Below are 20,344 nucleotides of genomic sequence, written 5' to 3' on the forward strand. Positions count from 1 at the left end.
CGGAAGGTGCCGCCTCGCCAAGGTTTTGGGGTCGGTCAGTACCAACCGTTGGACTGCCAGTGGCTCCACGCGCCGCAGGCGCTGCCGTAGCGGTCGTTCATGTACTTCACGCCCCACTCGATCTGCGTCTCGGGGTTCGTCTTCCAGTCGCCGCCGGCCGACGCCATCTTGTTGGCGGGCAGCGCCTGGACGAGGCCGTAGGCGCCGGTGGAGGCGTTCGTCGCGTTCGGGTTCCAGCCGCTCTCATGGGACACGATCTTGTCGAAGCAGCTGAACTGGGCCGAGTTCGAGATCTTCTGCTGGGCGATGGCCTTCGCCGAGCCCGACGTCGACGCGGCCTGGGCCGGGGCCGATGCGAAGAGGAAACCGGTCGTGGCGGCGGCGAGGGTGACGCCGGCGATGGCCTTCTTCGGAGTGGCGATACGGCGCAGGAGCGTGGCGGACAAAACGTGACCTTCCGTGGGGGACGGGGGGCCGCAGGGCGTGGTGCCTTGCGGTTGCTCCACAGAAACAAAGACCGACGGGCGGAAGCAATGTTGGCTTTTACTAAGGAAAGTCGGACTCGATGGAGTCTGGGGTAAATGTCCGTTGTGTGACGTAGGGAAGGCGCGCCAAGGGACTACGGTCCCGCTTAGTACGTGACGTGGGTCATGTGGGGGGCTTCACGCCCGCGGCTCGTCGAATGTGACCTGGGCCTCGAAGGCGGCCCGCCGCGTGGCCCGGCGCAGCGCCTTCAGGACGGCGCCGCCCGCGACCAGCGTCAGGACGACGGTGAGCGCCGCACGCCCCAGGTCCCAGCCGAGCGAGGTCGCCGCGCAGTACGCGAGGAAGCGGGCCAGGTTCTCGTGCAGCGCGGCGTCCGGCTGGTACGCCACGGAGGAGGCCAGCGCGTTCATGAACGGCCAGCCCGCGAGATTCATGATCGTGCCGTACGCGAACGCGGCCAGGAAGCCGTAGGCGGCGAGCATGACGCGCTCGGCGCGGCCGCGCAGGGCGTGGGCGCCGGGGAGGAGTCCCGCGCCCATCGTGAACCAGCCCATCGACAGCATCTGGAACGGCATCCAGGGGCCGACGCCCCCGGTCAGCAGCGCCGAGGTGAACATGCTGAGCGAGCCGAGGACGAAGCCGAAGCCGGGCCCGAGGACCCGGCCGCTGAGGACCATCAGGAAGAACATCGGCTCCAGGCCGGCCGTCCCCGCGCCGATGGGCCGCAGCGCCGCCCCCGCGGCCGCCAGCACACCGAGCATCGCCACCGCCTTGGGGCCCATGCCGGACTCCGAGATCGTGGCCGCGACCACGGCGACCAGCAGCACGAGCAGCGCCGCGAACAGCCAGGGCGCGTCCTGCGCGTGCGCGTTCACCTCGGACCCGGGCCCTGTGATCAGCGGCCAGCCGATGCCGACCACGCCGACGGCGCTCACCAGGAGCAGGGCGGCGATGGAGCGCGGGCCGAGGCGTACGGGGTTCGCGCGGCCCGTGACGGGCAGTGGTGTCGTGGTCCCCGTCATGCCAGGGCCCTCTCTACCTCGGAGACCGTGAGCCAGCGCTGCGGCGCCAGGATCTTCGCGACCTGCGGGGCGAAGGACGGGGACGACGTGACGATGTCGGGGGTGGGGCCGTCGGCCACGATCTCGCCGTCCGCGAGGATCGCCACGCGGTGGGTCAGCTCCGCCGCCAGCTCCACGTCGTGCGTCGCCATGACGATGGCGTGACCCTCGGCCGCGAGCTTCCGCAGGATCGTGACGAGGCGGGACTTGGCCGCGTAGTCCAGGCCGCGGGTCGGCTCGTCGAGGAGGAGCAGCGGCGGGGCCGCCGTCAGTACGATCGCCAGGGCCAGGGTGAGGCGCTGGCCCTCGGAGAGGTCGCGGGGGTGGGTGTCGTCGGCGATGCCGGGGAGGAGGTCGGTCAGGAGCGCGCGGCAGGTGCCGGGGGTGGCGGACGCGTCCTTGTCCGCCGCCGCGCACTCCGCCGCGACCGTGTCCGCGCAGAGCAGGTCGCGGGGTTCCTGGGGGACGAGGCCCACCTTGCGGATGAGGTCGCGGGGGGTGGTCTTGTGGGGGGTGGCTCCGCCGGTCGTGACTGTGCCGGAGGTCGGCTTGATCATGCCGACGAGGGTCGAGAGCAGGGTCGATTTGCCGGCGCCGTTGCGACCCATCAGCGCGAGCACCTCGCCGGTGGTGACCGTGAGGGTGATGTGGCGGATGGCTTCGATCCGTCCGCGGCGTACGCCCAGGTTCTTGGTTGCGGCCAACGTGGTTGACGTCGCGGGGCTCTGCCCCGGACCCCGCTGGCTCTCGTCCCAGAGCGGGGCTTGATTTGCCCGAGCTTCTCGATTGGCCCCCGGCGTTGATTGCGCGAGCCGGAGTTTCAGGTCGGTCGCCGCGCGTCGCGCATTGCGCACCGTCAGGGGGAGTGGGTCCCAGCCCGCCAGGCGGCCCAGGCCGACCACCGGGGGGTAGACCGGGGACACCGCCATGACGTCGGCCGGGGCGCCCACCGTCAAGGGCTCGCCCGGGCTCGGTAGCAGTGCCACCTGGTCCGCGTACTGGATGACGCGTTCCAGGCGGTGTTCGGCCATCAGGACCGTGGTGCCCAGGTCGTGGACCAGGCGTTGCAGGACCGAGAGGACCTCTTCCGCCGCTGCCGGGTCGAGGGCGGACGTCGGTTCGTCGAGGACCAGGACCTGGGGGTGCGGGGTGAGGACGGAGCCGATCGCGACGCGCTGCTGCTGGCCGCCGGAGAGCGTGGAGATGGGGCGGTCGCGCAGGTCGGCGAGGCCGAGGAGGTCGAGGGTCTCCTCCACGCGGCGGCGCATGACCGGTGGGGTCAGGCCCAACGACTCCATGCCGTACGCGAGTTCGTCCTCGACCGTGTCCGTCACGAAGTGCGCGAGCGGGTCCTGGCCCACCGTGCCGACGACGTCGGCGAGTTCGCGCGGCTTGTGCGTACGGGTGTCGCGGCCGGCGACGGTGACCTGGCCCGCGAGCGTGCCGCCCGTGAAGTGCGGGACCAGTCCGCTCACCGCTCCGAGGAGTGTGGACTTGCCCACCCCTGACGGTCCCGCGAGGAGCATCAACTCCCCCTCGGGTACGTGGAGTTGGATGCCGTCGACGGTGGGGCGTGAGGCGCCGTCGTAGGTCACGGAGACGTTCTCGAAGCGGATCATGACGACGCCTCCGTCGGCTTGCAGGGAATCGGCTTGTCGGAAGTCGGCTTGTCGGGATTCGTCCCGGCCGGCCTGTCGGGAGCGGGTGCGAGGAAGGCCGGGAGCAGGCCGAGCAGGATGCCCGCCGCCGGCCACAGCGGCAGCTCCGGCGCCGCGAGCGGGACCACCGGCGGCTGGAGGGATGCCGGGTCCCGGGTGCCGGTCCAGATCATGACCGCCGCGGCCACCGCTCCGGACGCCGCGACCAGCCAGGCCCGCACGCCCCACACGTCGGGCCGGTAGCGGGTGCGTACCGTGCGGCGACCGCCCAGCCAGAGTCCGCCGAGCGCGGCCGCCACCCCGGCCAGCAGCACCGGGAGCCCGTATCCGGCTCCGGACGCCGCGAGCAGTCCGTACGTTCCCGCGCACACCCCGATGAGGCCGCCCAGCGTGAGCGCGGCCGTGGCACGGCGGACGGCGGGCGGCACCTCGGCGGTCCGGCCGTAGCCGCGCGCGTCCATGGCGGCGGCCAGGGACACCGAGCGCTCCAACGCGCCCTCCAGGACCGGGAGCCCGACCTGGAGCAGCCCGCGCAGGCCGCGGTCCGGGCGGCCGCGCAGGCGCCGCGCCGCGCGCAGCCTGCGGACGTCCGCGACCAGGTTCGGGGCGAACGTCATCGCCACCACGACCGCGACCCCGGCCTCGTACAGCGCGCCCGGCAGCGACTTGAGCAGCCGGGAGGGGGAGGCGAGCGCGTTCGCGGCGCCCACGCAGATGAGGAGCGTGGCCAGCTTCAGGCCGTCGTAGAGCGCGAAGACGAGGCCTTCGAGTGTCACCGGGCCGCCGATCCGCACCCCTTGCGCCCAGTCCGGCAGCGGCATCTCGGGCAGCGTGAACAGCAGGTGCGTACCCGGGATCGCCGAGCCGAGCAGCGTCGCGAAGACCAGGCGGATGCCGAGCACGGCCAGCGCCAGCTTCACGAACGCCCCGTACGAACGCGCCCACGGCGCCTCCGTGCGGCGCGCCGCCACCACGTACCCGGCGACGCCGATCAGCAGCGCGAGCAGCAGCGGGTTCGTGGTGCGGGACGCGGCAGTACCGAGGCCGAGCGCCCAGATCCACCAGGCGCCGGGGTGCAGCGAGTTGGAGCGGTGGGCCCTGGGGGCGCGGAGCTGGGAGGCGGCCATGCGTCAGAGGCGGCGGCGTCGGGCCTGCACGCCGGCCGCGACGCCGAGCACGACGACCACGGCGATGCCGGCGATGAGTCCGACGGAGGGGCCGCCGTCGTCGTCGGTCTGCGAGGCGGAGTCCTTCGCGGAGGGGGTCGAGGGCGTCTTGTCGGGCGTCTCCTTGGACACCTGCTCGCCGCAGCCCGACTTCGGGTAGTCGGAGATCGCGCACAGCATCGCGCTGCTGTCGTAGCGCAGCGGCTTCGCGACGGCGGCGAGTGCGTCGGCGCTCGTCGCGTCATCGGCGACCTGCGCGCACGCGGTGCGCGGCTTCGGCGGGGTCTCGCCGGAGGGGGCGTCGGCCGCCGTGCCGAAGTCGATGACGAGCGCGATCCGCTTCTTGCCGTCCTTGGCGGGCGTATCGGCGCAGATGTCACCGAAGGACGCCGTGCCGCGCGGCTGCTTCGCGTCCTTCGAGTCCGCGCTCACCGCGAACCGGAAGCCCTGCACGTCACCGTCGTCCGGCTTGCTCTGCGAGGGGCCCGCCGTCGCGTACGTCCATGCGTTCTGGGAAGCCTTCTGAGAGCCACCGTCCCGCTCCCAGAACGACCAGTACCGGTACCCGGCGGCCTGCGCCGGGGCGACGGTCATGGCGAGGAGCGCCACGAGAGTCGCGATGACGAGCCCGCCGAGCCCGGCCGACCTGCGCGCGGTCACTGCTGCTGCTTCTTGCGGCCGCTGAGCAGGAAACCGGCGCCCACGGCCGCGATGAACATCACGCCGATGATCCACCAGTTGGCGCCGCTGCCACCGTCGTCCTTCGTCTCGTCCGAGTCCGAAGCGGACGACTTCGTGGAGGCGGGCTCCGGGCCGGTCTTGTTGAGCGCGCTCACCAGGTCCGTGCCGCCGAAGTCGCGGGGGTCGTTGCCGGTGGCGTGCGCCGCGAAGATCAGCTCGGCGTAGGCGGCGGGTCCGGTCTGCGCGGCCCAGCCCTTCGCGTTCTTCTCCAGCCAGGTGTACGAGTCCTTCGTGGCCTTGACGCCCTCCGCGGCTGCGACGGCGGTGACCGCGTCGGCGGTGTTGCCGTAGTCGGGCTGGTCCGTGGCGCCGGCCAGCTGGGACTTCAGGTAGAGGTGGGTGTCGAGCTGGTTCTGGAGGTAGACGGCGCCGTTGTGCGCGATGTCCTTCGCGCTCTTGCCGTCCTCGCAGGTGTACGCGTCCGGGGCCGTGCCCTTGCCGGGTGCGAAGCCGGTGCCGAGGGCGCCGAGCACACCGGCGGCGGTGGCGTCGGCGTTCGCGGCGAGCTCGCCCTTCTTGTCCGGCTGGTAGGCGAGGGCGCCGCCGTCCTTGCCCTTGGCGCAGGGGAGGGCGAGGGACGCGAGGGCGTCGGTGCCGGTCTTGCCCTTGCCCGACTTCACCTCGGACGGCTTCTCACCGGCCGCGGCGAGGGCGCCGATGGCGACGGACGTGGAGTTCGCGTCGCTGTCCATGCCCTGGCTGTAGCCCCAGCCGCCGTCGGCGTTCTGGGTCTTCTTCAGCCGGTCGACGCCCTTGGCGACCTCGCCGTCACGGCCGCCGACCGCGGCGAGGGCCTGGACGGCGGCCGCGGTGGCGTTGCTGTCGATCTTGGTTTTGGCGTCGCAGGGCTTGGTGGGCTCGGCGCGGAAGGCGGCGAAGCCGCCGTTCTCGCACTGCTGCCCGGCCAGCCAGTCCACGGCCTTCTTGGCGGGCTTGACGCCCACGGTGTCCTGCGCGACCAGCGCCAGGGACTGCCGCCAGACGCCGTCGTACGTGGGGTCGCTCTTGCCGTAGAGGCCCGACGGGACGGCCGTCTTCGGCGAGGGGGAGGCACTGTCCGCGCTCGCGGCCTGCGCGCCCATGGCGCCGATGGCGACGGTCGCGGCGACGAGCGCGGCGCTGCGGCGAATGTTCATGGTGGGGCGGGTGCCTCTCCCTGCGGGGAGCGGGGCGGCGCGGCACACGGAGGTACCGGGCGGCTCCGGCTCCGTATTCCTCGACGGTCCTGAGCCGAGCGCGTACGTATGAGGCATTCCGGCTGTCACGGCTGCGGGTCAGCGCCGGATTTGCACCGGCTTCCCCTCGTACGTACGTACTGACGACGTCTTTACTGTACCCGGCGGGGTGGCCCCGGCCCCCGGACTCCGCCCCGGCCACCCGCGCGGGGCTCCGCCCCGGACCTCGCGCCTCAAACGCCGGCGGGGCTGGAAATGCCGCACCGGCGTGACGGCCTCGGGGCTCTGCCCCGGACCCCGCTGCTCAATTGCCGCAGGGGCTTGATAGATCAAGCCCCGCCGGCGAAAGACCGATCAAGCCCCGCCGGCGATGGGCCTGTCGAGCCCTGCGGCGGGTGGGCAAATTCAGCCCCGCCGGCGATTGAGGCGCGGGGGCCGGGGCGGAGCCCCGAGGCCGTAACGCCGGTGCCGGTGGTCAGCGGACGTCGACCGGGCCGTCGTCGCTGCCGCGCGGAGCGCCTACGTAGGGCTCGACCGCCGAGCCGAACCCGTCCGCACCCTCACCGGAGAGGTTCTTGCGGACCGAGTCGAGGATGGTGAGGCCCTGGCCGACCAGGCCCGCCGCGATCTCGCCCAGGCCGTCCGCCCCGTTCAGGACGTTGACGTTCGCTCCGGCGAGCCCCGCCGACGCCTCCTTCACGATCTGCGGCAGCTGGTCGATGAGCATGCGGTCGAGGGCGACCCGGTCGTACGACGCCGCCGCCTCCGCCTGGATCTTCATCCGCTCGGCCTCGGCGAGGGCCAGCACGCGGATGCGCTCCGCGTCGGCCTGCGCCGGCTTCACGACCTCCGAGATCAGCTGCTTCTCCCGCAACTCGGCCTGCTTCATGGCAAGTTCCGTCTGCGCCGCGAGGACCTCCTGCTGGGCGTGCGCGAGCGCGAGCGGGCCCGCCTGCTCGGCCTGCGCCTTGGCCCGGTCGACCTGCGCGTTGTACTCGGCCTGCACGACCGCGGTCTCCCGCGCGTACTCGGCCTGCTTACGGGCAGCCGCCTGCTCCGCCTCGGCGGACGCCTGCGTGGCCTGCGCCTGGGCGATCTGCGCCTGCCGCTGGATGGCCGCCTTGTGCGGGCGCGACATCGCCTCGATGTACCCGGTCTGGCCGTCGTCGATGGACTGGATCTGCAGCGAGTCGACGTGCAGCCCGATCTTCGCCATCTCGGCCTTCGACGTGTCGAGGACCTCCGTGGCGAGCTTCTGCCGCTCGGTCACGATCTCCTCGACCGTCATCGAGCCGATGATCGAGCGCAGATGACCGGCGAAGATGCGCCCGGTGAGGACCGACATCTGGTCCTGGTCGGAGAGGAAGCGCTGACCGGCGTTGACGATCGACTCGTGGTCGTTGCCGACCTTGAAGGCGATCACGGCGCGCACGGTCAGGGCGATGCCCTGCTTGGTCACACACTTCTCGACGACTTCCGCCTCGCTCATCGCGAGCGACAGGAAGCGGGTCTTGCGGAACACGGGGAGCACGAACTTCCCGTGCCCCGTGACGACGCGGAACGGCGCTCCCCCAAGTCCCCGCCTGCCGCCCGAGATCAGCATCGCCTCGTCGGGCGCGGGAACGCGATATCCGAACATGCCTGTACGTCTCCTTAGCGGGCGTCGCCCTCGCCGCCGGGGAGAAGTGGGTCGGACCAGGCCATGACCACGACCTGCCGGCATCCGCGGGACTCGATCACGAGCACGGTGGCGCCCCGCTCCAGGGGCTCGTCCGAGTACGCGAGAAAGGTCTCGGTCCCGCCCCTGACCTGCACCAACACCTCACCCGGACCACCGGCCCCACGCGTGCCGAGGACCAGCTTCCCCGTTTGGCCGACCACTGCCTCGTCCGGCGTCATCGGCGGGCGCCCCCTTGTCGTTCCAGCTCGTGCGAGCTCTTGTGGCCAGAACATACGCCTGCGGGGGCGGGCCTTCCATCAGGGCGCGGCAAAGATCCTCCGGGGCGGGAACTTGTTGCGCGGCACCGGTGTTGCGGTCGCGGGGCTCTGCCCCGGGCCCCGCTGCTCAATCGCCGCAGGGGCTTGACTGATACGTCACCGGGTCGCTGCCCGAGACCTGTTCCACCCGGCCCGACTTCTGCAGGCGGCGCAAGTGCGCCTCCGCCTCCGACACCGCGATCGTCCGTGACCCGTACGGGATTTGGGCCCACGGGCGGTTCCACTCCATGCGTTCGGCGAGCTGCCATGGGGTGAGGGGGGAGGAGAGGAGGGTGAGGAGGCCGGTCAGGCGGTCCTCGTGGTGGTCCAGCAGTTCGGCCACGCGCGCCGGGGCGTCGGTGAACGGGTGCTGGTGCGCCGGGAGGACCTCCGCCGGGTCGAGCCGTCCCACTCGTTCGAGCGAGTCGAGATAGTCGCCGAGCGGGTCGGTGACGGTGGCGTCGTCGGGGTCCTCGTACAGGCCGATGTGCGGGGTGATGCCGGGCAGCACGTGGTCGCCGGAGAAGAGGCGGCCGTTGCCCGCGCGGCCCGCGGGGTGCTCCTCCTCCAGGTGCAGGCAGACGTGCCCCGGGGTGTGGCCCGGCGTCCAGATCGCGCGCAGCCTGCGGCCCGGCAGGTCGAGGAGGTCGCCGGGGGTGATGGTGCGGTCGGGCAACGCGGGGGCGAAGCCCGGTAGTTGGCGCTGCTTTCCGGAGTCGCGGGCCGCGATCAGCGGGGCGATGTGCTCCTCGGGCGCACCGGCCGCGACCAACTTCCGCACCATGTAGGCGTACCAGCGCTCCGGCTTGTTCTCCCGGGTGCGCCGGACCACCGCCACGTCCGCCTCGTGCATCGCGATCCAGGCACCGGACGCCTCCCGCACCTTCTCCGACAGGCCGTGGTGGTCCGGGTGGTGATGGGTGATCAGGACACCGGTGAGTTCGCCGACGCTCGTGCCGCACGCGGTCAGGCCGGTGGACAGGGAGTCCCAGGACGTCGGGTCGTCCCAGCCCGTGTCGATCAGGACCGGGCCCGCGTCGGTGTCGACCAGGTAGACGAGGGTGTAGCCGAGCGGGTTGTCGGGGATCGGAACGCGGATGCTGTGCACGCCCCCGCTGTGGTCGGTCACCTGCGTCGCCTCTGTCGCCTCTGCCATCGGACACCCTCCGCCGCTCCAGCCGAACTGCGGTCACTGTACGGGAACTTGTAGAACTCGTTTCAATGGTCGCCCCGGCGAACCGTATCCGCGAGAGCGTCTCAGCGGGTGGTCGCGGCCCGTGCACCACCCTTCCGGATCGCAACTAGAACTGGTATCAGTTCTGAAACACCGTCAGAAAAGCCGTGCCGGGAGGATGCCAGCCATGACCGAGCTCTTGGAGTACGGACAGCTGTTCATAGGCGGGGAGTTGACCGACCCGCTCGGCAAGGACGTCATCGAGGTCGTCTCGCCGCACACCGGCGAGGTCTTCGGCCGGGTGCCGCACGCCGCGCCCGCCGATGTCGACCGCGCCGTGGCCGTCGCCCGCCGCGCCTTCGAGGACGGCCCCTGGCCGCGGATGAGCCTCGACGAGCGCATCGAGATCATCACGAAGATCAAGGACGCGTTCGCGGTCCGGCACGAGGAGATCGCCCGCGTCATCAGCAGCGAGAACGGCACCCCGTACACCTCGGGCGTCATGGTGCAGGCGCTCGCCGCGATGATGGTCTGGGACTCCGCGATCAACGTCGCCCGCAACTTCACGTACGAGGAGACCCGCGACGGCGCCCTCGGCAAGCTCCTCGTGCGACGCGAGCCGGTGGGCGTCGTCGCGGCCATCGTGCCGTGGAACGTCCCGCAGTTCACCGCCGCCGCGAAGCTCGCGCCCGCGCTGCTCGCCGGCAACCCCGTGATCCTGAAGACCTCGCCGGAGACGCCCCTCGACGCGTATCTGCTGGCCGAGATAGCCACCGAGGCCGGGCTCCCGGAGGGCGTGCTCTCCATCCTCCCCGCCGACCGCGAGGTCAGCGAGTACCTGGTCGGGCACCCCGGCGTCGACAAGGTCTCCTTCACCGGGTCCGTCGCCGCGGGCAAGCGCGTCATGGAGGTCGCCTCGCGCAACCTCACCCGCGTCACCCTCGAACTCGGCGGCAAGTCCGCGGCCGTCGTCCTGGAGGACGCCGACGCGGGCGCCGCCGTCTCCGGCATCGTCCCGTTCGCCTGGATGATCAACGGCCAGGCGTGCGTGGCGCAGACCCGGATCCTCGTACCGCGTTCACGCTACGACGAGTTCGCCGACGCGTTCTCCACGGCGGCGTCGGCGTTGAAGGTCGGCGACCCGCTCGACCCGGCGACCGAACTCGGCCCGCTCGTCGCCAAGCGCCAGCAGCAGCGCTCCCTCGACTACATCCGCATCGGCCAGGACGAAGGCGCCAAGATCCTCACCGGCGGCGGGGTCCCGAAGGGCTTCGAGCAGGGCTGGTACGTGGAGCCGACCCTCTTCGGCGACGTCGACAACTCCATGCGGATCGCCCGCGAGGAGATCTTCGGCCCGGTCATCTGCCTGCTCCCGTACGGGGACGAGGCCGAGGCCATCAAGATCGCCAACGACTCGGACTACGGCCTCAGCGGCAGCGTGTGGACCGCCGACACCGCGCACGGCGTCGACATCGCGCGGCAGGTGCGTACGGGTACGTACAGCGTGAACACGTTCAGCCTCGACATGCTCGGGCCCTTCGGCGGCTACAAGAACTCCGGCCTGGGGCGGGAGTTCGGGCCCGAGGGGTACGGGGAGTACTTCGAGCACAAGATGATCCACCTGCCCGCGGGGTACGAGCCGGAGGCGAGCTGAGCATGGGTGACCGGTGGCATGTGGAGGTCGACCGGAGCGTGTGCATCGGCTCGGCGATGTGTGTGAACACCGCGCCGGACGGGTTCCGCCTCGACAGCGCGCGGCAGTCGCACCCGGTCGACCCGGAGGCCGACGCCAACGAGAAGATCCTCGCGGCGGCGGAGGGCTGCCCCGTCGAGGCGATCACGCTGGCGCTGGCGGATACGGGTGAGGTCGTTTTTCCTCCGGAGGATTGACGCGCGGCCCGCACCGTGGCTGAGGTCTCGGGGCTCTGCCCCGGACCCCGCTGCTCAATCGCCGCAGGGGCTGAAAAGATCGGGGCTCTGCCCCGGACCCCGCGCCTCAATCGCCGGCGGGGCTGGATTTGGGCCCGGTCGTGTCGATGAGGCGGCACACCATCTCGATGTCGATTTTGACCTGGGCGATGGAGGCGCGGCCGGAGAGCCACGTGATGAGCGCGGAGTGCCACGTGTGCTCGATGACCCGCACCGCGGACAACTGCTCCGGGGTCGGGTCGTCGAGCTCCATCGCGTCGAGAATGATGGCCGTGGTCTGCCGCGACACCTGGTCCACCGCAGGGCTCACGCTCCGGTCCGCGAAGGTCAGCGCCCGCACCATCGCATCCGCGAGATGCGGCTCCCGCTGCAACGCGCGGAAGGCCCGCATCAGCGTCTCGGCCACCCGCTCCGCGGGGGAGTCGCCGGACGGCGGCCGCTTACGGACGGTGGTGTGCATGTGCTGGAGCTGGTCCTGCATCGTCGCGACCAGGAGGTGCACCTTGCTCGGGAAGTAGCGGTACAGCGTGCCGAGCGCGACCTGGGACGATTCGGCGACCTCCCGCATCTGCACCGCGTCGAAGCCACCGCGCGCCGCGAGCTGCGCGCTCGCGTGCAGGATGCGACGGCGCCTGGCCTCCTGACGCTCGGTGAGCGCGGGGGTCGTGCGGGTGGTGGTTCTCGCGTCCGGAGCTGTCATCAGAAAGCTTTCCGTGTCCCGTGGAGCCTGCCGTGGCGTGAATCACCCGATCCACCTCTTACGGCCCGGCTACCAGCCGGTAGATTCGATGCTCTTGAACGATCAAGTCTGAAACTTGTTCTAGATTAGCGTCCCCACGTAGTGTCCACGGGCAAGCAGGAAGAAGGGTGGCCTGGAGTGACCGCGGAGTCCTTGCGTATCGCTCTCCTCACGTACAAAGGCAACCCGTTCTGTGGTGGTCAGGGCGTGTATGTCCGGCACCTCTCGCGGGAGCTGGTCCGGCTCGGGCACCGCGTGGAGGTCATCGGCTCCCAGCCGTACCCCGTGCTCGACGAGGGTGAGGACCTGGCGGGGCTCTCGCTGACCGAGCTGCCGAGCCTCGATCTGTACCGCAGCCCCGACCCCTTTCGTACACCCAAGCTCGCCGAGTACCGCGACTGGGTCGACGCTCTTGAAGTCGGAACCATGTGGACCGGCGGCTTTCCTGAGCCGCTGACGTTCTCGCTGCGCGCCCGCCGTCATCTGCGGGCAAGACGCGGCGAGTTCGACGTCGTGCACGACAATCAGACGCTCGGGTACGGGCTGTTGGGGGACATCGGCGGCCCGCTCGTCACCACCATCCACCACCCCATCACCGTGGACCGGCAGCTGGAGCTGGACGCCGCCGAGAACTGGCAGCAGCGGATGTCCAAGCGCCGCTGGTACTCCTTCACGCGCATGCAGAAGCGCGTCGCGCGCCGGCTGCCGTCCGTGGTCACCGTCTCCGGCACGTCCCGCGACGAGATCGTCGAGCACCTGGGCGTACGCCCGGGGCGGATCAACGTCGTGCACATCGGCGCCGACACCGACCTGTTCTCGCCGAATCCGGCCGTGGCGGAGGTGCCGGGCCGGATCGTGACGACCTCCAGCGCCGACGTACCGCTCAAGGGGCTTGTGTACCTCGTCGAGGCGCTCGCCAAGGTGCGGGCCGAGCAGCCGGACGCGCATCTGGTCGTGGTCGGAAAGCGGCCCGAGGAAGGCCCGGTCGCCGGGGCCATCGCGCGGTACGGGCTCGAAGGCGCCGTCGAGTTCGTCAAGGGCATCAGCGACCAGGAGCTCGTCGACCTCGTGCGCTCGGCGCAGGTCGCCTGTGTGCCCTCCCTCTACGAGGGTTTCTCGCTGCCCGCCGCCGAGGCCATGGCCACCGGCACCCCGCTCGTCGCCACCACCGGCGGCGCGATCCCCGAGGTCGCGGGTCCCGACGGCGAGACCTGCCTCGCCGTGCCGACCGCCGACCCGGGCGCGCTCGCCGAGTCCCTCGCCCGGCTGCTCGGCGACCGTGAACTGCGCGCCCGGCTCGGCGCGGCGGGCCGCGCCCGCGTCCTGGAACGCTTCACGTGGGCGCGCGCCGCGCAGGGCACCGCAGAGCTCTACCGCGAGGCGATGGAGACCGCTCCCCGGTCGACTCGCCCCATACGCAACGAAGTTGTCACCGAAACCCCCCAGGAAAGCAGGGCCACGTGCTGACCGTCGACTTCACCCGTTTCCCGCTCGCCGCGGGCGACCGCGTCCTCGATCTCGGGTGCGGGGCCGGACGGCACGCGTTCGAGTGCTACCGGCGCGGGGCGCAGGTCGTCGCCCTCGATCAGAACAAGGACGAGATCGCCGAGGTCGCCAAGTGGTTCGCCGCGATGAAGGAGGCCGGCGAGGCCCCCGCGGGCGCCACGGCGACGGCCATGGAGGGGGACGCGCTCCAACTCCCCTTCCCCGACGAGTCGTTCGACGTCGTCATCATCAGTGAGGTGATGGAGCACATCCCCGACGACAAGGGGGTGCTCGCCGAGATGGTGCGCGTGCTGAAGCCGGGCGGCCGGATCGCGGTCACCGTGCCGCGCTACGGCCCCGAGAAGGTGTGCTGGGCGCTCTCCGACGAGTACCACGAGGTCGAGGGCGGCCACATCCGCATCTACAAGGCCGACGAACTCCTCGGCAAGATGCGCGAGGCGGGTCTCAAGCCGTACGGCACGCACCACGCGCACGCGCTGCACGCGCCGTACTGGTGGCTCAAGTGCGCGTTCGGCGTCGACAACGACAAGGCGCTGCCGGTGAAGGCGTACCACAAGCTCCTGGTCTGGGACATCATGAAGAAGCCGGCGCTCACCCGGGTCGCCGAGGGCCTCCTCAACCCCGTCGTCGGCAAGAGCTTCGTCGCGTACGCCACGAAGCCGCACCTGCCGAAGGCCGACGGGGCCGCTGAGTGAGCAGCCCGGAGCGGACCGAACTCCTCGTACTCCCCGGTGTGCTGACGGCTGATCAGGCCGCGCAGACCGTCGCCGGGATACTCGCCGTGCAGCGCGCGGACGGGGCCATCCCGTGGTTCCGCGGGCACCACCTCGACCCGTGGGACCACACCGAGGCCGCGATGGCGCTCGACGTCGCGGGCGAGCACGAGGCCGCCGAGCGCGCCTATGAGTGGCTGGCCCGGCACCAGGGCGAGGACGGCTCCTGGTTCGCCGCCTACCGCGACGGCGACCCGGACGACGTGACGGACCGCGGCCGCGAGTCCAACTTCGTCGCGTACATCGCCGTGGGCGTCTGGCACCACTATCTGTCCACCGGTGACGACGCCTTCCTCGACCGCATGTGGCCGGCCGTGTGCGCGGCGACGGAGTTCGTGCTCCGCCTCCAGCAGCCCGGCGGCCAGATCGGCTGGAAGCGCGAGCCCGACGGCGCGCCGGTCAACGACGCGCTCCTCACCGGCAGTTCGTCCATCCACCACGCCCTGCGCTGCGCGCTCGCCATCGCCGAACAGCGCGAAGAGCCGCAGCCCGACTGGGAGTTGGCGCTCGGCGCGCTCGGCCACGCCATCCGCAGCCACCCCGAGCGGTTCCTCGACAAGGGCCGCTACTCGATGGACTGGTACTACCCGGTCCTCGGCGGCGCCCTGCGCGGAGCCGAGGCGAAGGCCCGCATCCAGGCCGACTGGGACACGTTCGTCGTCCCCGGCCTCGGCGTGCGCTGCGTGGTCCCCAACCCGTGGGTGACCGGCGGCGAGAGCGCCGAACTCGCCCTCGCGCTCTGGGCGGTGGGCGAGTCCGACTGGGCGCTCGAGATCCTCCAGGACATCCAGCACCTGCGCGACCCGAAGACCGGCCTGTACTGGACGGGCTACGTGTTCGACGACAAGGCCATCTGGCCGGAGGAACTGACCACGTGGACCGCGGGCTCCGTACTGCTCGCGGTGGCGGCCCTCGGCGGCGACGAGGCCACGTGCTCCGTGTTCGGCGGCCAGCTCCTCCCGACCGGCGTCGAGCCGGACTGCTGCCCGGCCGACAGGCCCTAGTACCGGCGCAGTCGGTTGGCGATCGCGTGGCCGACGAAGAGGTAGACGACGGCGGCGAGGCCGTATCCGGCGACGACGCGGGCCCAGTCCGCGTCGAACGTGAAGAGGTCATGGGACCAGGCGGCCAGCCATGCGGACGCGTCGTGGACGACCTGGACCAGGTCGTTGCCGCGGTTGGCGTCCAGTAGGTACATCAGGATCCACAGGCCCAGGATCAGGGCCAGTGCATCGGCGACGATCGCCACGGTCCGGGCGGCCTCGTTGGTCCCTCGGTAATGCCGATTCGCAGACATGTTCCTCCGGGTTGCCCCGCCGACCCCGATGAAACCCGTACGGGCTTCCTCAAGTGGCGCACACGCAGCGGCCGGGTGACGCTGCCACGAGTGTCACTCCAGCCACGGAGGTAGTCGGTGGTAACCCGTTCCTCTCTTCCCCTGCGACGCCTGCTCACGGCCCTGCTGCTGTGCGGCGCGCTGCTCGCGGGCGCGACCGCGTGCGGCTCCGACAGCGACTCGGCGTCCGCGACCAAGGCGTCGGCCAGCGCCACCACGAAGGCCGAGAAGCAGAAGTTCGCCAAGACCAGGTTCGCGGCGAACGCGGGGCTCGCGGCGGGGGCCACGTATCAGTGGATCGTGAAGCCGTACCGCGCGGGCAAGTTCAAGGCCGGAGCGGACGGCCGGAAGTTCGCGCTCGTCAAGGCGGGCCTCGCGGGCGCGTTCACGTACAACAGGCTGAACGCCGCGGTGAAGAACGCCAAGGGCGACCCGACGCTGTCGAAGGCGGTCGGGCCGCTGTCGGCCGGCATCGCGTCGCTGAAGGGCCTGTCGACCAAGCTCCGCAAGGGCGAGGGCCTCGGCGACGTGACCTCCTCCTTCAACGAGGTCATCGGCGGCGTCAAGGACGCGGGCAAGAGTGCGGGCGCCGAAGTGACGAACAAGGTCCCGTCGGCCTCGCAACTCACGAAGAACTCCTAGGAGTTCAGCTCCGCCAGTACGCGCAGCGTGTGCGGGTCCGGGGACAGGACCAGCAGGTCCGTCACCGGGCCCTTGCGCCACAACTCCAGCCGCTCCGCGATCCGTTCACGCGGCCCGACGAGCGAGATCTCGTCGGCGAACGCGTCCGGGACGGCGAGCACCGCCTCCTCCCTGCGCCCCTCGGCGAACAGCTCCTGGATGTGCCGGGCCTCGGCCTCGTACCCCATGCGCGCCATGAGATCGGCGTGGAAGTTGCGGGTCGCGTGCCCCATGCCGCCGATATAGAAGCCGAGCATCGCCTTCACCGGGAGCAGCCCCTCGGCGACGTCGTCACAGACCTTCGCGCGGGCCATGGGCGCGATGGTGAAGGCCTCCGGCAGGTCGGTGAGCGACGCCTCGTACACGTCCGTCCGCGTCGGCGACCAGTACAGCGGCAGCCAGCCGTCCGCGATCCGCGTGGTCTGCGCGATGTTCTTCGGCCCCTCCGCGCCGAGCAGGATCGGCAGATCGGGACGCAGGGGGTGCGTGATCGGCTTGAGGGCCTTGCCGAGCCCGGTGCCGTCCTCGCCCCGGTACGGATGCGAGTGGAACCGCCCGTCGACCTCGACGGGCCCCTCGCGCCGCAGCACCTGCCGCACCACGTCCACGTACTCACGGGTGGCCGTCAGCGGGGAGCGGGGGAACGGGCGCCCGTACCAGCCCTCCACGACCTGCGGCCCGGAGAGCCCCATGCCCAGCATCATCCGGCCGCCCGACAGGTGGTCCAGGGTGAGCGCGTGCATCGCGGTCGTGGTGGGGGAGCGGGCGGCCATCTGCGCGATCGCCGTGCCGAGCCTGATCCGCGAGGTGTGCGCGGCGAACCAGGTGAGCGGGGTGAACGCGTCACTGCCCCAGGACTCCGCCGTCCACACCGAGTCGTAGCCCAACTCCTCGGCGTCGCGCACGAGTTGCAGATGATCGGGGTTCGGCCCGCGACCCCAGTAGCCGAGTGCGATTCCGAGCCGCATGTGCACCCCCATGTCCGAGGCCATATCTGATGCCCCATCAGTTCAGGCTTTCGGTGCGCGACTGTACGCGAAAGGCCCCCCACCCGGAAGACGGGCGAGGGGCCTCACGTGCCATGGGCCGGGGTCAGCCGCGCTGGATCCCCGAGGTGTCCTGGAGCACGCCGCGGCGGCCGTCCTGGGTCTGGGCGACGAGGCCGGGGCCCCGCTGCTCGACCGCCAAGTACCAGGTACCGGGCGCCAGTTCCGCGATCTGCGCCTGCGAGCCGTCCTCGGCGAAGAGTGGGCGCGGCACCGGCACGGCGAACCAGAACGGCGAGAAGTCCGCGGCGGGCGGCTGCGCGGCGGCCTGCGGCGCCGGGGCGCCGCCCTGCTGCGGCTGGCCGCCGTACGGCTGCTGCTGGCCCGGGCCGGGCTGCTGCGCGCCATAGGGCTGGTGCTGGCCGGGGCCGCCGGGCTGCTGCTGGGCGCCCGGGTAACCGTAGCCCTGCTGCGGCTGGCCGCCGTACGGCTGCGGCTGCTGCGGACGCGGGGCGCCGAGGAGGGCACCCTTCAGGGCCGGGACCAGCGGCGTCGCGATCGCGGCGGCGGCCATGATGAGGGTGGCGACGAGGGCCAGGATCAGGCCGATCCCGGCGTCCGGACCGTCGGAGCCGGATCCGGAGCTGAGGCCGGTGCTGACGTTGTTGGCGCCACCCGCCGGGTCGAAGACGTTGCCGAGCGCCGCCCACGCCGCCAGCACCGTGGCCGCGATGCCGAACTGGCCGAGGTCGATCCCCGCGACCTTACGAGGCTGCGCCGTACCGCGGCTGAGCACGATGAGCACGGCGCCGATGACGCCCGCGAGCACCACGCTCATGAGAAGCGGGCCGCTCTCCCAGGCATTCGGGAACTCGACGCTGTCGGGCGCCCCGTCGGCGGAGTAGATATCGAGGAACGAGGCGATCAACAGCAATACCGCTGCTCCGATCACCACGCCGTCGCCTCGAGTGAGGGAGCGGATATTCACTTCAAGTCCTTCGTCAGTCGTCCGGTCATCGGTGGAGGCGGCGCATAGCGCAGGGGTGGCCCCACATCGTACGGAGGACACTATCGCCCGGGTCCGGGGAGTGTCTGCCGAGATCCATAGGGTGACAGTTACCCGCCGAGGAAACTCATGATTCCCTCAGAGATGCCCTGCGCCGCCTTCTGCCGCCAGGCGCCCGAGGTGAGTCGCTCGACGTCCTGCGAGTCCCGCATGTTGCCACACTCGATGAAGACCTTCGGAACCTTGGAAAGGTTGAGTCCTCCCAGGTCACTGCGGGTGTCGAGGCCCGTGCCACCACCGACGTAGTTCGACGGGGCCTGGCCCGTCGCCTTCACGTAGCGGCCCGCGATCCGCTCGCCGAGGTCGCGCGAGGGCTTCACGATCGGGGTGGTGTCGGCGGCTCCCGCGCGCACGGATGCGGGAAGGATCACATGGAAGCCGCGGTTGCCCTCGCCCGAGCCGTCCGCGTGGACGGAGACGACGGCGTCGGCCTTCGCGGTGTTGCCGATCTCGGCGCGCTCGTCGACGCAGGGGCCCCAGGCGCGGTTCCCGTTCTGGGTCAATTGAACGGTCGCGCCCTGCCGTTCGAGGACCGTCCGCATGCGCTTCGCCACGTCCAGCGTGAACCGGGCCTCGGTGTAGCCCGCGTTCGTCGACGTACCCGTGGTGTCGCACTCCTTGGAGCCGTTGCCGACGTTCACGGACCGGTTGATCTCGGTGGTGTGCTGGAAGTTGCCCGGATTGTGGCCGGGGTCGATGACCACGATCTTGCCCCTGAGGGGACCGGAGCCGCCGGCGGGCCTGGCGGGGTCCTTGGAGGCCTTCGACTTCGACTCGGAAGGCGAGGCGGAGTCCTCCTCGGACTTCGACCGCGCCGGACTCGCCGAGGCCTTCCCGTCCTTCTCGCCCGTCTCGTCCTGCGAGGGCGAGACGGGCGAGGACTGGCCGGGCGCGGGCATCACCTTCGGCGGCTCGCTCTCACCCGGCCCGCTCACCACCTGCCACACCAGCCACGCCGCGAGCGCCGTCGGCACCAGCGCGGCGAAGGCGACGAGCACGGGACGCCCGCCGAAGCGGCGGCGTGGCGCCCCGCCACCGCCGTCCCACCCATCGGGATCGAAGCCATCGGGTTCCGGACCTACATACGACACGTTGCTGACCTTAACCGTGGGCTCAGATCCCTGCGCCACTTCGACGCAGGACGCGCAGCGAGTCGCACTCCGAGACCTCGGTGAACGCCCCGGACGCGAGTGCCCGCTGGTACACGCGGTACGGCGCCTGCCCCGTCCACTCGTCGTGCTTCACGGGGAAGACGTCGTGGATGACGAGGTAGCCGCCGTCGGCGACGTGCGGGGCCCAGCCCTCGTAGTCGGCGTTCGCGTGCTCGTCGGTGTGCCCGCCGTCGATGAAGACGAGCCCGAGCGGCCCGCCCCAGGCCTTCGCGACCCGCGGCGACTTCCCGACGAGCGCGACCACGTGGTCCTCGAGGCCCGCCGCGTGCAGCGTGCGCCGGAACGTGGGGAGGGTGTCCATGAGCCCCACCTCCGGGTCCACGGTCTCCGGGTCGTGGAAGTCCCAGCCCGGCTGCTGCTCCTCGCTGCCGCGGTGGTGGTCGACGGTGAGCGCGCTCACGCCGGCCGCGCGTGCGGCGTCCGCGAGCAGGATGGTGGAGCGGCCGCAGTACGTCCCGACCTCCAGCAGCGGCAGCCCGAGCGCCCCGGCGTCGACGGCGGCGCCGTACAGCGCGAGCCCTTCGTCCATGGGCATGAAGCCCTTGGCCGCCTCGAAGGCGGCGAGGATCTCCGGGGAGGGGGTATGGCTGCGGCTTGTGATGCTCATGCTGATCACTTTGCCCTACGCGGGCGGGGCGGAGGGCGGAGGGGGGAGGGGACTGTGACGTGTGATGACGGACCCGCCGCCCTTACACGTCACAGTCCCACCCGGCGAGGC

General features: G+C 71.3%; 21 protein-coding genes and 1 riboswitch. Of the genes, 6 read left to right on the forward strand and 15 right to left on the reverse strand.

All coding sequences use genetic code 11. The annotated features are described in order from the left end of the window. Positions 1-35: 35 nt before the first annotated feature. The 9 genes from ACOKM3_RS28445 to ACOKM3_RS28485 all read right to left on the reverse strand — a co-directional run bounded on the left by ACOKM3_RS28445 (position 36) and on the right by ACOKM3_RS28485 (position 9,420). Positions 36-446: an aggregation-promoting factor C-terminal-like domain-containing protein gene (locus ACOKM3_RS28445; protein ID WP_327663561.1), complete on the reverse strand. Its 411-nt coding sequence runs from the start codon at positions 444-446 to the stop codon at positions 36-38. Positions 447-662: 216 nt separating this feature from the next. Next, positions 663-1,508, reverse strand: a complete 846-nt coding sequence (locus ACOKM3_RS28450; protein WP_426903863.1) for an ECF transporter S component — start codon at positions 1,506-1,508, stop codon at positions 663-665. Further along, positions 1,505-3,166, reverse strand: a complete 1,662-nt coding sequence (locus tag ACOKM3_RS28455) for an ABC transporter ATP-binding protein (protein ID WP_426903864.1) — start codon at positions 3,164-3,166, stop codon at positions 1,505-1,507. Before ACOKM3_RS28455 ends, ACOKM3_RS28450 begins: the two co-directional genes overlap by 4 nt. Then, positions 3,163-4,332, reverse strand: a complete 1,170-nt coding sequence (locus tag ACOKM3_RS28460) for an energy-coupling factor transporter transmembrane component T (RefSeq protein WP_426903865.1) — start codon at positions 4,330-4,332, stop codon at positions 3,163-3,165. The genes ACOKM3_RS28455 and ACOKM3_RS28460 overlap by 4 nt, the downstream gene beginning before the upstream one ends. Positions 4,333-4,335: 3 nt before the next feature. Continuing rightward, entirely contained in the window at positions 4,336-4,965 is a 630-nt protein-coding gene (locus ACOKM3_RS28465) for an SCO2322 family protein (protein WP_426906918.1), read from the reverse strand. A 62-nt stretch (positions 4,966-5,027) separates the two neighbouring features. Then, positions 5,028-6,248 carry a prenyltransferase/squalene oxidase repeat-containing protein gene (locus ACOKM3_RS28470; RefSeq protein ID WP_426903866.1) on the reverse strand — a complete coding sequence of 407 codons (1,221 nt, stop codon included), beginning with the start codon at positions 6,246-6,248 and terminating at the stop codon, positions 5,028-5,030. A 103-nt stretch (positions 6,249-6,351) separates the two neighbouring features. Further along, positions 6,352-6,427: riboswitch (adenosylcobalamin-variant (AdoCbl-variant) riboswitch) on the reverse strand. 335 nt (positions 6,428-6,762) lie between these two features. Beyond that, positions 6,763-7,926 (reverse strand): flotillin family protein, encoded by a 1,164-nt coding sequence (locus ACOKM3_RS28475; protein WP_426903867.1) that lies wholly within the window; start codon positions 7,924-7,926, stop codon positions 6,763-6,765. Between the two features lie 14 nt (positions 7,927-7,940). Beyond that, positions 7,941-8,186: a hypothetical protein gene (locus tag ACOKM3_RS28480; protein ID WP_426903868.1), complete on the reverse strand. Its 246-nt coding sequence runs from the start codon at positions 8,184-8,186 to the stop codon at positions 7,941-7,943. A 166-nt stretch (positions 8,187-8,352) separates the two neighbouring features. Then, positions 8,353-9,420 carry an MBL fold metallo-hydrolase gene (locus tag ACOKM3_RS28485; protein ID WP_426903869.1) on the reverse strand — a complete coding sequence of 356 codons (1,068 nt, stop codon included), beginning with the start codon at positions 9,418-9,420 and terminating at the stop codon, positions 8,353-8,355. A 205-nt stretch (positions 9,421-9,625) separates the two neighbouring features. Between ACOKM3_RS28485 and ACOKM3_RS28490 the strand changes: the two genes are divergently transcribed. Together ACOKM3_RS28490 and ACOKM3_RS28495 are read left to right on the forward strand one after the other, a co-directional pair. Continuing rightward, a complete protein-coding gene (locus tag ACOKM3_RS28490) occupies positions 9,626-11,092 on the forward strand; it encodes an aldehyde dehydrogenase (RefSeq protein WP_426903870.1) in 1,467 nt (488 codons plus the stop codon). Positions 11,093-11,094: 2 nt separating this feature from the next. Further along, positions 11,095-11,328: a ferredoxin gene (locus tag ACOKM3_RS28495; RefSeq protein ID WP_426903871.1), complete on the forward strand. Its 234-nt coding sequence runs from the start codon at positions 11,095-11,097 to the stop codon at positions 11,326-11,328. Positions 11,329-11,434: 106 nt separating this feature from the next. On the opposite strand, the gene ACOKM3_RS28500 is transcribed toward ACOKM3_RS28495, so the two are convergent. Continuing rightward, positions 11,435-12,067 carry a TetR family transcriptional regulator gene (locus ACOKM3_RS28500; protein ID WP_426903872.1) on the reverse strand — a complete coding sequence of 211 codons (633 nt, stop codon included), beginning with the start codon at positions 12,065-12,067 and terminating at the stop codon, positions 11,435-11,437. Between the two features lie 177 nt (positions 12,068-12,244). Here ACOKM3_RS28500 and ACOKM3_RS28505 point away from each other — a divergent pair, with 177 nt between their 5' ends. Genes ACOKM3_RS28505 through ACOKM3_RS28515 form a run of 3 tightly spaced genes read left to right on the forward strand, consistent with a single transcriptional unit; the run spans position 12,245 to position 15,389 of the window. Beyond that, complete coding sequence (locus ACOKM3_RS28505; RefSeq protein ID WP_426903873.1) at positions 12,245-13,573, forward strand: glycosyltransferase family 4 protein; 1,329 nt, start codon at positions 12,245-12,247, stop codon at positions 13,571-13,573. Then, complete coding sequence (locus ACOKM3_RS28510; protein ID WP_327663571.1) at positions 13,567-14,307, forward strand: class I SAM-dependent methyltransferase; 741 nt, start codon at positions 13,567-13,569, stop codon at positions 14,305-14,307. Before ACOKM3_RS28505 ends, ACOKM3_RS28510 begins: the two co-directional genes overlap by 7 nt. Next, positions 14,304-15,389, forward strand: a complete 1,086-nt coding sequence (locus tag ACOKM3_RS28515; RefSeq protein ID WP_426903874.1) for a prenyltransferase — start codon at positions 14,304-14,306, stop codon at positions 15,387-15,389. The genes ACOKM3_RS28510 and ACOKM3_RS28515 overlap by 4 nt, the downstream gene beginning before the upstream one ends. On the opposite strand, the gene ACOKM3_RS28520 is transcribed toward ACOKM3_RS28515, so the two are convergent. Then, complete coding sequence (locus ACOKM3_RS28520) at positions 15,386-15,682, reverse strand: hypothetical protein (RefSeq protein WP_426903875.1); 297 nt, start codon at positions 15,680-15,682, stop codon at positions 15,386-15,388. The genes ACOKM3_RS28515 and ACOKM3_RS28520 overlap by 4 nt on opposite strands. 117 nt (positions 15,683-15,799) lie before the next feature. Here ACOKM3_RS28520 and ACOKM3_RS28525 point away from each other — a divergent pair, with 117 nt between their 5' ends. Next, positions 15,800-16,363, forward strand: a complete 564-nt coding sequence (locus ACOKM3_RS28525; protein WP_426903876.1) for a hypothetical protein — start codon at positions 15,800-15,802, stop codon at positions 16,361-16,363. On the opposite strand, the gene ACOKM3_RS28530 is transcribed toward ACOKM3_RS28525, so the two are convergent. From ACOKM3_RS28530 to ACOKM3_RS28545, 4 genes are all read right to left on the reverse strand, one after another. Next, positions 16,360-17,370 (reverse strand): LLM class F420-dependent oxidoreductase, encoded by a 1,011-nt coding sequence (locus ACOKM3_RS28530; RefSeq protein ID WP_426903877.1) that lies wholly within the window; start codon positions 17,368-17,370, stop codon positions 16,360-16,362. The two genes, ACOKM3_RS28525 and ACOKM3_RS28530, sit on opposite strands and share 4 nt — an antisense overlap. A 124-nt stretch (positions 17,371-17,494) precedes the next feature. Continuing rightward, positions 17,495-18,376, reverse strand: a complete 882-nt coding sequence (locus ACOKM3_RS28535; RefSeq protein ID WP_426903878.1) for a hypothetical protein — start codon at positions 18,374-18,376, stop codon at positions 17,495-17,497. A gap of 128 nt (positions 18,377-18,504) precedes the next feature. Further along, a complete protein-coding gene (locus ACOKM3_RS28540) occupies positions 18,505-19,545 on the reverse strand; it encodes an N-acetylmuramoyl-L-alanine amidase (RefSeq protein ID WP_426903879.1) in 1,041 nt (346 codons plus the stop codon). Positions 19,546-19,567: 22 nt separating this feature from the next. After that, on the reverse strand, positions 19,568-20,233 hold the full coding sequence (locus ACOKM3_RS28545; protein WP_426903880.1) for a class I SAM-dependent methyltransferase: 666 nt from the start codon (positions 20,231-20,233) through the stop codon (positions 19,568-19,570). Positions 20,234-20,344: the final 111 nt, after the last annotated feature.

Source organism: Streptomyces nidicola (assembly GCF_050106155.1).
Taxonomy (GTDB): Bacteria; Actinomycetota; Actinomycetes; order Streptomycetales; family Streptomycetaceae; genus Streptomyces.

Bases quoted from the DNA above. Each gene is read 5' to 3' on its own strand.
- ACOKM3_RS28450 (WP_426903863.1), bottom strand. From the start codon at position 1,508: ATGACGGGGACCACGACACCACTGCCCGTCACGGGCCGCGCGAACCCC.
- ACOKM3_RS28455 (WP_426903864.1), bottom strand. From the start codon at position 3,166: ATGATCCGCTTCGAGAACGTCTCCGTGACCTACGACGGCGCCTCACGC.
- ACOKM3_RS28460 (WP_426903865.1), bottom strand. From the start codon at position 4,332: ATGGCCGCCTCCCAGCTCCGCGCCCCCAGGGCCCACCGCTCCAACTCG.
- ACOKM3_RS28465 (WP_426906918.1), bottom strand. From the start codon at position 4,965: ATGACCGTCGCCCCGGCGCAGGCCGCCGGGTACCGGTACTGGTCGTTC.
- ACOKM3_RS28470 (WP_426903866.1), bottom strand. From the start codon at position 6,248: ATGAACATTCGCCGCAGCGCCGCGCTCGTCGCCGCGACCGTCGCCATC.
- ACOKM3_RS28475 (WP_426903867.1), bottom strand. From the start codon at position 7,926: ATGTTCGGATATCGCGTTCCCGCGCCCGACGAGGCGATGCTGATCTCG.
- ACOKM3_RS28480 (WP_426903868.1), bottom strand. From the start codon at position 8,186: ATGACGCCGGACGAGGCAGTGGTCGGCCAAACGGGGAAGCTGGTCCTC.
- ACOKM3_RS28485 (WP_426903869.1), bottom strand. From the start codon at position 9,420: ATGGCAGAGGCGACAGAGGCGACGCAGGTGACCGACCACAGCGGGGGC.
- ACOKM3_RS28490 (WP_426903870.1), top strand. From the start codon at position 9,626: ATGACCGAGCTCTTGGAGTACGGACAGCTGTTCATAGGCGGGGAGTTG.
- ACOKM3_RS28495 (WP_426903871.1), top strand. From the start codon at position 11,095: ATGGGTGACCGGTGGCATGTGGAGGTCGACCGGAGCGTGTGCATCGGC.
- ACOKM3_RS28500 (WP_426903872.1), bottom strand. From the start codon at position 12,067: ATGACAGCTCCGGACGCGAGAACCACCACCCGCACGACCCCCGCGCTC.
- ACOKM3_RS28520 (WP_426903875.1), bottom strand. From the start codon at position 15,682: ATGTCTGCGAATCGGCATTACCGAGGGACCAACGAGGCCGCCCGGACC.
- ACOKM3_RS28530 (WP_426903877.1), bottom strand. From the start codon at position 17,370: ATGCGGCTCGGAATCGCACTCGGCTACTGGGGTCGCGGGCCGAACCCC.
- ACOKM3_RS28545 (WP_426903880.1), bottom strand. From the start codon at position 20,233: ATGAGCATCACAAGCCGCAGCCATACCCCCTCCCCGGAGATCCTCGCC.